Below are 15117 nucleotides of genomic sequence, written 5' to 3'. Positions count from 1 at the left end.
CTTCAATTTGCTATGTTGGTTTTGACTTGTATCTTTGTAAGTGTTCAAAAAGTGCCCTTACCATTTTGGGGATAATGAACGCTTGGTTAAGGTGTTTGTACTGCATTTAGGAGTGTATGAAAGTCTCTACAAGTCAGCCATTTGCGATTGTTTACTCGTTGTTTCAGCATCAGTATCTTGGGTATTTGTTTGGTTCGTATATGGTCCAAATCAACTCCAAAAATGAACTGACGTTGCTGAATCAGATTGTCTCTACCAAAAATGTCAATGAATTTGCGGCTGGTTTGGATACTGTTGATTTTGAGTTGGTTAAACTGATTGAAGATACCCAGCAAGATCACATTCTCAAGAAATTCAATCCCAAAAAACTGTCGGCGTTCGACTTCTTCCAAAAGGTATATGACCCTCAAAAAGGGGATAAATTGCTGCAAGAAACCATTAGCGATTACATTGAGCGGCGAAAAGTAGAGATTCTTGACAAGCTGGCAGGGAAGCGAATGTTTGTAATGGGAAGCGATAACAACCCTGCTTGGCTGCCCATTGAACGAATGCCCGACAAAGCCAAGGTGTTTTTTCATTTTGTACGAAACGAAGAAAATACGCATTATTTCCCCATTATAAAATACGACACAGAGCGGCTCCAAATTAGGCATCGCAACGCCATGTTGATTTGTGACGAACCAGCTTGGTTATTGATTGACAATAAGTTATATCATTTCGATAAAAGTGTGGATGGAAAAAAAATTCGTCCATTTCTGTCAAAAAATCATATTATTATTCCACGAAATGTGGAAGAGCAATATTACCGAAAATTTGTTGCCCCCCTGATTGCCAGTTATGAGGTTTATGCCCAAGGGCAAGGCTTCGAAATCAGGTACGAAAAGGAGTCGGTGGTGCCTGTGTTGACGATTACGGAGCAAACGACGTCGGTTAAATCGGGATCGTTGACGATGTTCAATGCGCAGGACAACTCGGAGTCTGCCTTACTTGCCGAAGATTACGACCAGAGCCAAGTGGTTTTTGAGCTGTCGTTTCAGTACGGTCAGTTCAATTTTAAGTTTGACAGCTTTGCCAATCATGCCAACGTAAGCCTTGAAAAACAAGGGGACGATTACATTTTTCATAAAGTAAGACGCAACGTTGGGTTTGAGAAAAATATCCTTGTTCGCCTCAAAGAATGGGGATTGGTGATGGGGCAAGGCCGCAGTGTTGTGTCTAAAAATCAAGCATTTGAATGGATTCAGACGCACAATGTGACGTTGAAAGATGCAGGAATTCTTTTGCAGCAAACGGCAACGGGCTCAAGTGCCAAACGCTATTTCCTGGGTTATTCGTCGATTGATATTACGTTTGAAGAATCGCGGGATTGGTTTGATGTGTATGCCAAAGTGCGTTTTGGGGAATTTGAAATTCCGTTTGTGAAGCTCAAAAACCTGATTTTAGCCCGAAAACGGGAGTTTACTTTGCCCAACGGCGAAGTGGCCGTTATTCCAGAAGCATGGCTAACGAAGTATTCTGAACTGTTTGCTTTTGCCGAATACGATGCCGAAAGCCATCAGCTTACGCTCCGAAAACACCACTTGGCGCTGGTGCAAGAGTATGCAGAAGATAGCCTCGCCAAGGTGGTGATGAATCGGAAATTAGAAAAATTGCGTGATTTTGATGAGATAGATGAGCAGCCACTTCCTGAGGCATTTGTCGGAACGTTGCGGCCATACCAAAAGGCAGGTTACGATTGGATTATTTTTTTGAGTCAGTACCGCTTTGGAGGCTGTTTGGCCGACGACATGGGACTCGGAAAAACCGTGACCACCCTAGCCATGTTGCAGCGACAAAAAGAAATGGGGGGCGATCGACCGTCGTTGCTGGTAATGCCAACGTCGTTGTTGTACAATTGGGAATTGGAGGCGCGGAAGTTTACACCGCAGTTGCGGGTGTTGGTCTATAAAGGCACGTATCGCGAAAAAGATACTACCCGTTTTGATGATTACGACCTTATTTTGACTTCTTACGGCATCGTTCGCATTGATGTTGAATTGCTCAAATATTACCGATTCAATTACATCATTTTGGACGAATCGCAGGCGATTAAAAACCCTTCGTCGCACGTGACAAAGGCCGTGATGCAGCTGGAATCGAATTTTCGACTGATTTTGACGGGGACGCCGTTAGAAAACACAACGATGGATTTGTGGACTCAAATGACCTTTGCCAACCCTGGGCTTTTGGGCAGTCAGTCGTATTTTCGTTCTCATTTTCAGGTACCGATAGAAAAACAAAATGATGCGCAACGCACCCAAAAGCTGTATGCCCTGATTAAACCGTTTTTGCTTCGTCGGCACAAGTCGCAGGTAGCGTTAGATTTGCCACCAAAAGTGGAAAGTGTTCATTATTGTGAAATGTCGGAAGAACAAGAAAAACGTTACGAAGAAACCAAGTCGTACTACCGAAATTTTATCTTGGAACACATCGAAGAGGAAGGGATGGCCAAGTCACAAATGGTTGTTTTACAGGGATTAACCAAACTCCGACAACTGGCCAACCATCCCCGAATGGTGGACGAAACATACGACGGGGCATCGGGAAAACTAGAAGAGATAGAAGCGAAACTGGAAGAATTGGTCAGTGGAGAGCACAAAGTCTTGATTTTTAGTCAGTTTGTACGTCATTTGGCTATTTTAGAAAAAACCTTGCATCATCAGAAAATTAAGTACGCTTATCTCGATGGCAGTACTGTCAATCGACAAGCGCAAGTAGAGTTGTTCCAGCAAGACGAATCGGTAAAAGTATTTTTGATTTCGTTGAAAGCGGGCGGGGTAGGGCTTAACCTGACTGCCGCTGATTACGTCTTTATTTTGGACCCTTGGTGGAATCCCGCGATTGAAGCCCAGGCCGTTGACCGTGCCCACAGAATTGGTCAGCAGCGTACAGTTTTTACGTATAAATTTATTACCAAAAACTCGGTAGAAGAGAAAATATTGGATTTGCAGCGAAGTAAACAAAAGTTGTTCAATGAGTTGATTACCAACGAAGAAGGATTCGTGAAGTCATTGAGCAAAGAAGATATTTTGGAGCTATTAGCCTAGCGAATCAGCAGGAGTTTACCGCGTATAGCGTGTCCTTGGGGGGCTGTTTGGATGACAAAAGCATAGCCGCCAACGGGCAGCGGAACTTCGTTATAAGAGCCGTCAAACACGGCCTTTTTTCCCGAATCAGAATAAAAAATAGCTTCTCCCCAGCGATTATAAACTGTGATTGTTGCTTCGGGAAATTCTTCCAAACCACGTATGAGCCAAGTGTCGTTGATGCCATCGCCGTTGGGGCTAAAGGCGTCGGGGATGTGCACGCCTTTCATGATGCCAATGGTAATTTTGTCGATAGCAAAGCACCCATTCGCATCGGTTACTTTGAGGGTATAGGTGGTGGTTTTGTCGGGAGAGGCCGTTGGGGAAGCAGTTTGCGTGTTGTCTAGGTCAGTGGGGGGGCTCCATTGATAGGTGTAGCCCGAAACGCCGCCATTTTTGTTTAATTGAATGCTGCCATTCTCGGCTAAGTCTTGGTCGGTGCCAAGTTCTAAAGTAGGCCCTGCTAAGACTTCGACCGTGTGTGTGGCCGAACCATCTACGCAGGTGCCAGTTTGTTTGAGCGAATAGGTGACTTCGTGTTTTCCTGCGCCTGCTTGTTGTGGGACAAACTTGTTGGGAGCAACAACCCCTTTTCCGCTGAAAGTACCACCTGCGGGCGTGGCAATCAAGACGAGGGCGGTTGTATCGTTGCCACACCGTACAGGAATGGGTTGTATCCCAATCGAAGCAGTGGTAAAAGCCTTAATTTCTACGGGTTTAGATTGGCCAGTGCAATTGTTAGCGTCGGTGACTTTGATTGAATAGTTGCCTATTTGATTGATAATCAAAGAATTGTTGACGGCGTTGGAAATGGGTAAATTATCGAGTAGCCATTGATACGTTACATTTTTGTCGGAAGAGGTTGCTGTCAAAGTGAGCGGCGACCCTGGACAAAATAGCCCAGAAGGATTGGAAGAGGTAGCGGTAACCGTGGGGTTTGGTACAATTTTAATGGCTGTGACCGACGATTCTCCTGCGCTACATGCACTTTTTCGGGTGACTTTTACTTTGTAATTCCCTTGGTCTCTGACCAACAATACCGAGTCTTTGCTACCTGCCAGCAGTTGGTCATCTTTGTACCACTCAAAAGAAGTATTTGGAAGATTGGCGCCTGCGTTGAGTTGTACGCTTTTTCCTTCGCAAAGGGTGGTTGGCGCTGCTACGTTTGGCCGCCCAACTTCGGAGACGCGAATGACTGCGGGGGGGATAGGCGCACATTCTTCTACCTCAATTTGGTACTCGCGGTAGGTTTCGCTGAGTTTGACTCCCGAACGACTGTGTTGGAGCAAAAATCCAATCGAATAAACGCCCGCCTTGGTAGGTTTGGCCGAAACAAGAATGTTAGTAAGGCCCTGACTCGTAAAAATATTGGGGGCAAGCGGAGGGAGAACAAAGTTGCCACCTGGGAGCATCTGATTTTCTGAAAAGCCAGCTTTCCAGCTTACTTTTTGGTAAGGAATTTGACCACTACTTTCGGTCAAAGGGGCTGTATTTGAGACAACTAAATTAAAGCTTGACCGAGTGAGCCCCGATTTTAGTGGTTCAGAAACCACTTGAAGGCTAAAGTTGGTCTCTTGGTTGGCGCAAAAAAAGTTGTACGATTGAGGCACCCACTGTGGGGTGGTTTTTCCTGCTTCGGCAGGCTCAAAATATTCCCACAAATAAGCGGGAGAAAACCAATGGTACAGAACAATCTGCGAGGAAAGAATGTTGTCAGTGGGATTGCGCGGGCCAACGGGGCTGTTTACAATGTAATAACCTTCAGGGTCGTTGAAGTCTTGGGGTTTTAAGACTAAATTGTAATTATAGCGGACAAAAAGATACTCGACTTTTTTACTTTTATCACAAGACAACGAGAAACTTGAAGCACTGACATCGTTACTTTTGTCGGCCGTGTATTCTTGTATAAGTTGATTGTCTTTTTTACGATACAGCCCAAACCGAAGCTGGGCGGGAAGGGCATCGTAGCCTGCTTTGTCGGTGAAAAAAGTACAACCTACCCCGTAAGCATAAGGAATATTGTTATTGATGGTACGACGGTCTATTTGTCCACCGTAAATACGTTGGGCGTATGCGGAGCCAAAACTGGCCAATAAAACAAGAAGAAACCCAACGAGATTGCGCATTACTTTGGTTAAGGACTATTATTAAAATCAAATGTATCTAAAAATCTACTAACAGGTAATATCCAAGCAGTTATTAAGTTTTATGCAGCCACTTACGCTCGACTTCTATCAAAAATACGATACGTTAACCCTCGCCCAAAGGTTGCTTGGTTGTACGTTGGTTCATCAAAGCCCATACGGGATTACGGCTGGTATCATCGTTGAAACGGAAGCCTACCTTACTGATGATCCTGCGTGTCATGCGTACCGAAAGAAAACAAAAAGAAATGCCGCAATGTTTGGTCCTGCGGGAACGGTTTATGTGTATCAAATTTACGGAATGCACTATTGTGTCAACATCGTAAGTGGTGAAGAGGGCGTAGGTGAAGCAGTGCTGATTCGGGCCTTAGAACCAACTGAAGGTATTGAACTTATGGAAGAAAGAAGGAGAAATGGAGTGTCGAGAGTGTCGAGTGTCGAATGCAGAATGTCGAATGGGGAGCCTGTTCGACACTCTGCGCTCTCCCCTCGACACTTATGCAACGGCCCTGCTAAATTGGTGAAAGCCATGGGGATTAGTATTGAAGAACACAATGGTTCTTCGCTTTTGACGGGAAATCTGAAAATTTATCCGTCAGTACTAAAGGAGTTTGAAATGGTGACCACCACCCGAATCGGCATTACCCAAGGCGCTGATTTACCGTATCGTTTTTATGTGACAGGAAATCGTTTTGTGAGTCGCAAGTGAGGTATAGCCTTTACAAACTGGCTCTGACGAGTTTGGCGCCGTCGCACATGGCTTTTAATTTTTGTTTGGTTGCCCAGCGCGCCGTTTGGCTCATTCCACAGTCGGGGGCAACGGCCAGTTTTTCGGCAGGAACGTACGGCAATACCTTCCTAATACGTTCGGCAACGTCTTCGGGCGTTTCTATGTAATAACTTTTCACGTCAATGACGCCTACTGCTACGTCTAGTTTTTCGGCAAATCGTTCCAAAAGATGCACATCGGTAAAATTGAGTACGGTCATTTCAGAATGCAATTCATCGACAGTCATGTCCAAAAAATCGGGTAGCATTGGAGCTAGGGTTTTCTTACCCACCGAACGGCCTTTATAATTTCCAAAACAGAGGTGCATCGAGAGGCGCGTTTTTCCGACGGCAGGCGCAACGGTTCGGTTAAAAATATCGACAAATCGTTGGGTATCTTCCCGATAGGCGTAACAACTCATAGAGGGTTCGTCCACGCAGATTTCGGGAACGCCCAAGGCCACCAATTCTTCAATTTCTTTCCGTACAAGGGGCAAAATAGCTTCGGTCACTTCCCAACGGTCTTTGTACAAATGCCCTGGATTCAAACGCCCCGACAAGGTATAAGGCCCAGGAATCGACATTTTAACGCGTTGACCTTCGGGGGCAAGGCGTTTGAGCCGTTTGTATTCCTCCACCACTCCAAGCCCTTTGGGGGCTGTTAGGGGCTCTACAATGCTGTTTTTACCGCGTTGGTCATGGGCGGGTGGGCCGTATTTTCGGGTTTCGGAACTATCGTTTTGGATTCCGTTGATGAATCCATAAAACGACAGGTTAAAATCGAGACGAGTTTGTTCGCCGTCGGTGATGACGTCAAGTCCTGCGCTTACTTGATCATGGATGGCCGTAATGACTGCATCATCAATCATTTCGGCGATGTCGGCGGGGCCAAATTGGTCGAGGTTCATGCTCGCAAATTCGAGCCAACCTGGAAAAGGCATCGAGCCAACGACGGTGGTTTTTATGGGGAGAGGTTGCATGGTTCTGAGTTTTAAAAAGGATCACTTACATAGCTAGGGTTACCTACTTTTTGGTACATTTTGGCAAGGCGGTGGGCGTGCTCATCGTAGGCCGCTTCAAACAGCTCGACGGCGCGTTCGCTACCGACTACCGCCGCTGCGCTTAGTACTTTGGGCGGACGCCCTGCTTGGGTAAGAAGTTGGGCTGTTTCGGCTTTAAGGCAGTTGACAATCGCTGCCCCGCCTACCGTCGAACCAGGAGAAACGGGGGTGTCAAGGCCAGCAAGCGTAACCATCGCATCGCCCACGGGAGCACCTGTATCGAGTACTAAATCGGCAAAATCGGTTAGTTTTTTCCCATCCTTGCGTTTTGATGAACTGGCTTCGGAGTGTTCTTTGGTGATTAAAGCAACGACTTTAATGCCATTTTTTTGAAAAATTTCGGCCATTTCAACGGGGACAATGTTGGTGCCCGAAGACGAAATTACCAAGGCTGTATCTTGAGAAGACAAGTCAAAATTCCGTAAAATGCGGTCGGCTAAACCTGGTACATTTTCTAAAAACATGGCTTGACGTTGCCCGTTGGCGCCTACCACCAAATTGTGAAAAGTAAGAGACAACTCCACGATGGGGTTAAAACCCGCAAAAGAGCCGTAGCGAGGCCACATTTCTTCGACCATGATTCGGCTGTGGCCACTACCGAAAACATGTACCATCCGTCCTGCCAGTATGCTTTCGGAAAACCATTGAGCGGCTTGTTGGATTTGGGTTTGTTGTTGTTGAATAGTTTGTAAAATGTGCTGACATTTACTTAGATAAACTTCGGTAACAGTCATGTGTAAAGAGGGTTTAGAACGCGAATTGAACGGGTTAAATAGATGATAATGCAAAGCCTGCGGCACCAATGGCGCCTGCCATGTCGCCAAATTGGGCTTGAACAATGGGGGTTTGTTTGCCACCAGGTCGCCACTCGTATAAGTCCATAAATTGACGTAAAGGGTCAAACAAGGCATCGTCGGCAAAGGTAATTCCTCCTGCAAGGACAATGAGCTCGGGAGATAGCGCATTGACAAGCGACGACAACGCTACGGCTAATTTTTGAACGGAAGTGAGCCAAACCAAACTCGCCCAAGGATCGCCTTGGCGGTAGGCTTCGACCAGCGCCCAAGTGGAATCAAACTTTCCTTTGCTTCGTTTTTGAATGGAATAATTGCCAATGGCGTACTCCAAACTCCCTGGAGCACCGACGATGCTTACTTCGTCGTCGGTGGCATCAAGTGAGAAGTGGCCAAGGTGGCCTGCCATTTGGCTAAGTCCTTGGTATAGTTTTCCTTGGATGAGAATCCCGCCCCCAACGCCCGTGCCGAGGGTGAGCAAAATCGCATTTTGGAAACCCTTAGCCGCCCCAAACCGCGCTTCGGCCATCAGCGCCGAGTGGGCATCGTTGAGGACGTAGGTTCGTTGCTCGAAATAAGCACTCCAGTCAAAATGTTCAAGTCCTCCCAAGCGATTGGGAAGAAATGAAATACAAGAATTACGGGCATCGGGTAAGCCTGGAGCCGACAGTCCAATGGTATCGACGGGCGCTTGCCAATAATTACGCAGGTACGCAACCATTTCTAGCACGTTTTCGCGCCAATGCCCTTCAGAATCGTCTTGGGTTGCCACGTAATGTTGCTTCAAGATTTCTCCTGCTTCATTGACCAACACTCCTTTTACATTGGTTCCTCCCAAATCGATGCCGATGGATGTTTTCATTCTTTTATGTTTCCTGTTTGGGGTTTCTAGTTTCCTGTTTGGGGTTTAGTTTGGTTTGGGAGTTTTTTTGTAGCGACGGCCTTTTATATCAGTATTATTTAAGTAGTTTCTTAAAGCATCTATTTGTTTTGATACGATTTCGGCATAGTCGTACATTTTTTCAAACCTCTCAGAAGTGATATATTTTTGGTCTAATGCTCTGTATAATTGAGATTTAACTTCTCCTGTTGAGCCTTTTGCAATGGTTAAAAATTGCTTAAATTCGTCCCTTCCCCCTCTATCAAAGCCCTCGGCAATATTATCCATGATTGAGCCGCTGGCTGCACGGATTTGCCCTTTCATTTCATAATCTTTTGCAAAATCTCCTATTTTGGTTATTTCATATACATTTCGACACAATTCTCGTGCTCGTTGCCAGCATTGTAAATCCTCAAACTTTTCAATCGTAGCCATCCCTAAATAGTATTAATTGTCAATCCCCAACAGTAACCCCTAAACTGTAAACAGGAAACTGTAAACCATAGACGCTACCATTGCCCCTCCGTCACTGACCAGCCGCCGTCAACGGCGAGGACTTGGCCTGTTGTAAAAAGAGCATAGTCAGATAAAAAATAAAGAGCAGCACCGTCTAAATCAGTGGGTTGTCCGTTTCGTCCACCATCGAGGGGTTGCTTGGTTTTGATAAAATCCATGATGAGCGTGTTTTGAGAAGCACGTTGACTCATGGGGGTTTCTACCAGTGCGGGGGCAAGCACGTTTACGCGTATGTTGTCTTTGGCGTAATGGGCCGCAATGGACTTGGTAAAGCCAATAATGGCCGATTTGGTCGCTGCATAAGCGTGGGTTGTAAAGTAGGTAGGGGAGGGTGAAAAACCGAGCACCGAGCCCACATTCAGGATAGCACCACCCGTTTTTTGGGCTAAAAACTGACGTACCGCCGCTTGATTGGAAAGCATGAGCGAGGTAAGGTTCAACTCAAACGTTTTGTTCCATCCCTCCAACGTAAGCTCGTGCAAGGGGCCATCGCCAAACTTTCGTCCACTTCCTCCAGCCACATGGTACAGCCCATCAAAACTCCCGAAGGTATGAATCGCTTGGGCAATGGCGTGGGGGGCTGTACTTTCGTGGGTGGCATCGGCCGAGATAACCACCGCCGAAGAACCCAATTGCCGTTGGGCGTCGTCGCAGCTTTCGGGGTTACGACCAACGACGACCACTTGGGCGCCGTGCCGAATAAATGCACTCGCGGCCGAAAGCCCAATGCCCGTGGTACCGCCAATGACGACAATTGTTTTCTGAGCGAGCCATTTTTCCGTAACCATGCCTAATTTTGCGTTATTGTACTGTTAACTTATTATAAAGAGTTGAGTGGGTAGTTTTCTAATCAAACATTCGCCGAAAACTTAAAAGAACTTGATAACACAAACACGATTTGAGGAGGAAGTGAGGGCTTTTTTGTCTTTTCAACAAGACCAAGAGCTACCCATTTTGGGGCAAAGGTTTCTTCGTCCAGTGCTTTATTTCCCTGAACGTTTGCTGGCGATTCACCTCATTTCGTTGGACAAAACCAACTCTCTTTTACCCGATACTTTTGTACAATTGAGTGATGCTTTGGCAGCTGAAGGCATCAAAGTGATTCATTTGTGGGAAGATGTGTGGTATTCCAAAAAAGCCGTGGTTCAGTCGAGGCTGCGGGCGGCGTTTGGTATTTCTCAACGCATTCCAGCGCGACTTACAAAGGTTCGCCGAATTGATAAACCTACCTTGGAGCGATTTATGGATGCTCATCATTTGCAAGTTTCGACCAATGCAAAGTTTAAATATGGCCTTTTTTTGCCCAAAAACTACCAGCGTATTTTAAAAGATGACAGCCCTGCGACACCGTTTTTGACCCAACAAATGACGATTCAAGGAGAAGCCTTGGTGGCTGTGGCTTCGTTTAGTGGGGGAAAAAATATCCTAAGAGAAAGGGAAACGTTCCGCTCGTTTGAGTTGATTCGTTTTGCCAATCATCTTGACTGCACGGTGGTAGGGGGATTGGATAAATTACTGAAAGCTTTTGTGACCGAACTACAGCCCGACGATATTATGACTTACGCCGACCGAGATTGGTCAGATGGGAGAAGCTACGAACGGTTAGGTTTTGAACGAATGGGAGCAACACCTCCGCATACTTTTTGGGTCAATCCTAACACCTGGGAACGCCATTATGCCGAGCGGCTTTTGCCCAACGACATTGGGCTTGATTGGATAAAAGTATATAATTCAGGGAATTGGAAGTTTTTGAAGAAAATGATTTGATATTTTTCTCGCAGATGTTCACGGATGTAATACCGCAGAATAACACAGATTTTTGGTAATACACAACGTTCTTTCAGTGGTATTAAATTTTTATGTCAATAATGTCTGTGGAGCGGCTTATTTGCCTTATTTTTAGGTGTTCATCTAAACCCCTATACTTCTCCCTTTTTGTTATGAAACGACTGCTACTTTTTTGCCTTGTACTGCTTCAATTTCAGGCCATTGCCCAGCTAAAGTTTGCCCGCTTATTTTCAAATCACGTGGTGCTTCAACGCCAAAAGCCGATTCCTGTTTGGGGTTGGGCCAAGCCTAAGGAAAAAGTCACGGTGACGTTGGCCAACCAAAAACTCTTGGCTACGGCCGATGACGCAGGAAAATGGAGCGTAAAATTTAAGCCCATGGAAGCGGGCGGCCCTCATCGGTTGGTGGCTACTACGCTGACGGGCAAAGTCGAAGTAGAGGATGTGTTGCTGGGAGAGGTGTGGTTGTGCTCGGGGCAGTCAAACATGGAATGGCCGGTCAAACAAGCCGACAATTTTCGTCAGGAGAAGAAAAATGCCAATTTCCCTCAAATACGCCATTTTTACGTAGAACACAACGTAACGATGGACATTCAAACTGACCTTGCCTCGGGCGAATGGAAGGTGAGTGACGAAGAAAATGTGGGCAGTTTTACGGCTGTCGGGTTCTTTTTTGCCAGAGAATTAGCCCAAAAATTGAACGTGCCCATTGGCTTGCTTCATTCGTCGTGGGGAGGTTCGCAAATCGAAGGCTGGATTAGCAAGGAAGCCATGCAAACCAACGATGAACTGAAACCCTACGCCAATGCCCTGCCCAAAACGTGGGAAGAAGCTGATGCGCAACTCGACCGCCAAACGCGCAAACAGTTGCTAGGCAGTGAGGCGGAGGTTACGATGGCGGATGAAAAAAAATATACCGAAGCGGGCTACGATTTCTCAAAATGGCGCTCGGCGGGTAGTCCTTTGGGACAGTGGGATTGGAAAGGAATTTGGATGTTTAGGGGCAAAGGTTTTATGGCCAAAACCATCGACATCCCCGAAGAAATGGTAGGACAAACCACGACTTTGGGACTGGGTATTCAGGATAGTTTCAACGAAATGTACATCAATGGTAAGCTGGTCTATGCGGGTATGATGCAAGGAGTACGCAAAATAGCCCTTCCTGCCGATGCGTGGAAAGCTGGTGCCAATCGACTTGTCATAAAATTTGGGAATATGATTGAGCATCCGTGGTATGGTTTGGGGGTCAATGGCACGCCTGATGATTTATTTGTCAGCGCCAAAACCGCCAAAATAAGCATTGCTTCCGATTGGTATCTGCTACCTTCTTTTGCCGAACCCCGCACGTATAACCACAGCTGCAACAACGTCGGGACGACGATTTATAACGCCATGATTGCGCCGCTCATTCCGTTCGGCATTCGGGGGGCGCTTTGGTACCAAGGCGAGTCGAATGCGGGGCGGGCGTACCAATATCGACAGTCGTTTCCGTTGATGATTGATGATTGGCGGCAGCAGTGGGACGACGATTTTTCGTTTTATTTTGTGCAATTATCAAGCTACGGTGGCTACCAAAACAGTAACAACGGAAGCAATTGGGCCGAGCTTCGCGAAGCACAAACCCTGGCACTTTCCCTCCCCAAAACGGGTATGGCCGTAACGATTGACGTTGGCAACCCCAAAGATATTCACCCGACCAACAAACAAGACGTTGGCCACCGCCTCGCGCTTAATGCCTTAAAAATGGATTTTGGACAAGATATTTTGCATACTGGGCCTGTTTACGATTCGGTGAAGTTTGACGAGGACAAGGCCGTTGTTTCTTTCAAAAACGTGGGGGAAGGCCTGATGGTAAAAGATAAGTTTGGGTACGTCAAAGGTTTTGAGATTGCGGGCGATGACAAAGTTTTTCATTATGCCAAAGCCGAAATCATCGGCGATAAGGTAGAAGTGTATCATCCGAAAGGTGTGAAACCTATCGCGGTGCGTTACGCTTGGGCAGATGCTCCAGAAGATGCCAATTTGTTCAACCAAGAAGGTCTCCCCGCAGCTCCTTTCCGCACCGACGATTGGAAAAGCAAAACCGAAGGGCAGAAATTTCAATGATAAACGAGGGGCGAACATACCGAAATCCGTGATTCGCCCCTCGTCATTCCAACAGCCTCCGATGGTAATTGACCTGCCCCAAATGATAACCAAGGTGAGCGACTAGGTGGATGAAAAAGTACTCGGTAGTGGTTTTTGTTTCCAACACAAGTTGCGGGTATTCGGCTTGGTAGTCTTCGTCGGTGAGGGTAGCCAACGACGTTCTAATGACCTCAATGGTGGCGTCGATGTCATTGATAATTGTTTCTCGGGCTACATTTTTGGCGCTAAATTCCAGCGGACGGTTGCGAACGTAGCCCGTTTCCCCAATTTCAGCTCCAATGTACGTATTGAGATTGCCAATGAGGTGCAGCGCCAAATTCCCCGCCGAATTGGAAATCTGCCCCGCGACTTTCCAGATGTTTTCTTCGTTTTTGTAGGCCAAAAGCTCCGCTTTCAGCCTTCGTAAATCCCGTTCAAAAAGCGTCGTTAATGTTGTTGAAAGCATCTTGATTTTTTGTTTGGTCGGATTGTGAGCAACCCTTAGCAGGTTAGTAACCCCATTTTCGGTTGTGAGCAACCGAAAGCACATGCAGAAGGAGGTATCTCTCATCTCTCATCACTTATCTCTCATCACTTCCCACTTCGTTTAAAATACACATAAGCACCTCCGCCTAAGGCCAAAAATATCAAACCTGCGATGGCTTGTTCGGGCTTTTCGATCAATGTATTGACCACCACAAATGCCGACATGGCCATAAAAACCAACGGCGTGATGGGGTAGGCCAACGTACTGTAATTGCGGGAAAGTTTACGCTTACGAAAAGTAAAAATGGTCGCCGCCGTCAAGAAGAAAAAGGCCGTGTCCACAAACACAACGTAGGTAATGAGGTTGGAGAAAGTTTTCCAAAAGATAAGCAGCAAAATCGTCCAAAACGACTGAAAAATAATGGCCCAGAAAGGCGTTTGGAAACGGGGGTGAATTTGGGCAAATTGTTTAAAAAACAGCCCATCTTCTGCCATCGCAAAATAAATGCGGGGAGCGGTAAGAATATAAATGCCAATTGTGCCGAGTACCGAAAGTACAATTAAAAAGGAAATAAACTTCGCCCCTAGTCCCCACACAGTCGAAATAGCTTCTGAGGCCACACCCGTTGAAGCCGCTATTTTTTCGATGGGGAGTAGTTTAAGGTAGGCTACGTTGATGGTGACGTACGCCAAACACACAATGCCGATGCCGAGCAACATTGCCCTAGGTACCACGCGGTCGGCGTCTTTTACTTCGGCTGCAATGAAGGTCGCGTGCTGGTACCCACCGTACGAAAAAGAAACCCCAATGAGGGCCAGTCCAAACGACGAGACCAGGGGCAATTGGTAGGAATTTGTGGTCCAGTTAAAATCAAGAAGGCTGAAATCTTGGGTGGCCATCAAAAAACCAATCAAGACTACGATGGCAATGCCGATAAGTTTGGCAGAGGTAAAAACCGACGCAAAAAAACTGCCCCATTTGACCCCTAGCACATTCATAATGGTCAACAGGGTGATGGTCAGAACGGCCACGATGAGTTGTGAACTTTCTGAAATCGGAATGAGCTCATTAAGATAAGAAGTAAACACCAACGAAAGCGCCGCCAGCGACCCCGTATTGATGACCAGGAGCATCGACCAGCCGTATAAAAATGCAGGAAGGTCGCCAAACGCTTCCTTGAGAAAAACGTAAAACCCGCCCGCTTTTTGGAAGTAAGAAGAAATTTCGGCGAAGGTAAGTGCTCCACAAAGTGCTACGAAGCCGCCCACCACCCAAACGCCCAACATCCAGCCCGTCGTGGGCAAATAACCCGCAATTTCGGACGGAGTACGAAATACCCCCGAGCCTATACTCGACCCGACGGCAATCATGGTAAGACTGAAAAGTGTGATTTGTTTTTGTAGTTGTTGCGACATGGGGCTAATGGTT

The 15117-nt window shown here is 46.5% G+C and carries 12 protein-coding genes; 4 read left to right on the top strand and 8 right to left on the bottom strand.

All coding sequences use genetic code 11. The annotated features are described in order from the left end of the window. Positions 1-116 precede the first annotated feature (116 nt). Positions 117-3086 carry a DEAD/DEAH box helicase gene (locus tag K339_RS0120425; RefSeq protein WP_028525261.1) on the top strand — a complete coding sequence of 990 codons (2970 nt, stop codon included), beginning with the start codon at positions 117-119 and terminating at the stop codon, positions 3084-3086. Here K339_RS0120425 and K339_RS0120420 read toward each other — a convergent pair. Then, positions 3083-5251: a T9SS type B sorting domain-containing protein gene (locus K339_RS0120420; protein WP_028525260.1), complete on the bottom strand. Its 2169-nt coding sequence runs from the start codon at positions 5249-5251 to the stop codon at positions 3083-3085. The genes K339_RS0120425 and K339_RS0120420 overlap by 4 nt on opposite strands. Positions 5252-5333: 82 nt before the next feature. On the opposite strand from K339_RS0120420, the gene K339_RS0120415 reads away from it, so the two are divergent. After that, positions 5334-5978: a DNA-3-methyladenine glycosylase gene (locus K339_RS0120415; RefSeq protein ID WP_028525259.1), complete on the top strand. Its 645-nt coding sequence runs from the start codon at positions 5334-5336 to the stop codon at positions 5976-5978. A 10-nt stretch (positions 5979-5988) separates the two neighbouring features. Here K339_RS0120415 and K339_RS0120410 read toward each other — a convergent pair whose 3' ends face one another. The 5 genes from K339_RS0120410 to K339_RS0120390 all read right to left on the bottom strand — a co-directional run bounded on the left by K339_RS0120410 (position 5989) and on the right by K339_RS0120390 (position 10076). Then, entirely contained in the window at positions 5989-7017 is a 1029-nt protein-coding gene (locus tag K339_RS0120410; RefSeq protein ID WP_028525258.1) for a cobalamin-independent methionine synthase II family protein, read from the bottom strand. An 11-nt stretch (positions 7018-7028) separates the two neighbouring features. Further along, positions 7029-7832, bottom strand: coding sequence for a sugar isomerase domain-containing protein (locus K339_RS0120405; protein WP_028525257.1), 804 nt, complete (start codon positions 7830-7832; stop codon positions 7029-7031). 34 nt (positions 7833-7866) lie between these two features. Beyond that, complete coding sequence (locus K339_RS0120400; protein WP_028525256.1) at positions 7867-8754, bottom strand: ROK family protein; 888 nt, start codon at positions 8752-8754, stop codon at positions 7867-7869. A 45-nt stretch (positions 8755-8799) separates the two neighbouring features. Next, positions 8800-9207, bottom strand: coding sequence for a four helix bundle protein (locus K339_RS0120395; protein ID WP_028525255.1), 408 nt, complete (start codon positions 9205-9207; stop codon positions 8800-8802). A 74-nt stretch (positions 9208-9281) separates the two neighbouring features. Beyond that, positions 9282-10076 carry an SDR family NAD(P)-dependent oxidoreductase gene (locus K339_RS0120390; RefSeq protein ID WP_028525254.1) on the bottom strand — a complete coding sequence of 265 codons (795 nt, stop codon included), beginning with the start codon at positions 10074-10076 and terminating at the stop codon, positions 9282-9284. Between the two features lie 91 nt (positions 10077-10167). Here K339_RS0120390 and K339_RS34320 point away from each other — a divergent pair, with 91 nt between their 5' ends. Further along, the gene (locus K339_RS34320; RefSeq protein WP_157607675.1) at positions 10168-11055 is read left to right on the top strand and encodes a hypothetical protein; all 888 of its coding nucleotides are present in this window, start codon (positions 10168-10170) and stop codon (positions 11053-11055) included. Between the two features lie 173 nt (positions 11056-11228). Beyond that, positions 11229-13181 (top strand): sialate O-acetylesterase, encoded by a 1953-nt coding sequence (locus tag K339_RS0120380; RefSeq protein ID WP_028525253.1) that lies wholly within the window; start codon positions 11229-11231, stop codon positions 13179-13181. A 43-nt stretch (positions 13182-13224) separates the two neighbouring features. Here the strand turns inward: K339_RS0120380 and K339_RS0120375 are convergent, their stop codons facing one another. Then, entirely contained in the window at positions 13225-13668 is a 444-nt protein-coding gene (locus tag K339_RS0120375; protein WP_028525252.1) for a DUF1572 family protein, read from the bottom strand. A gap of 125 nt (positions 13669-13793) precedes the next feature. Next, positions 13794-15104 carry an APC family permease gene (locus K339_RS0120370; protein WP_028525251.1) on the bottom strand — a complete coding sequence of 437 codons (1311 nt, stop codon included), beginning with the start codon at positions 15102-15104 and terminating at the stop codon, positions 13794-13796. Between the last annotated feature and the right edge of the window lie 13 nt (positions 15105-15117).

It is taken from the genome of Runella limosa DSM 17973 (genome assembly GCF_000482465.1).
Taxonomy (GTDB): Bacteria; Bacteroidota; Bacteroidia; order Cytophagales; family Spirosomataceae; genus Runella; species Runella limosa.
The sequence above is the reverse complement of the archived record's forward strand: the minus strand, read 5'-3'. Positions and strand labels throughout refer to the sequence as shown.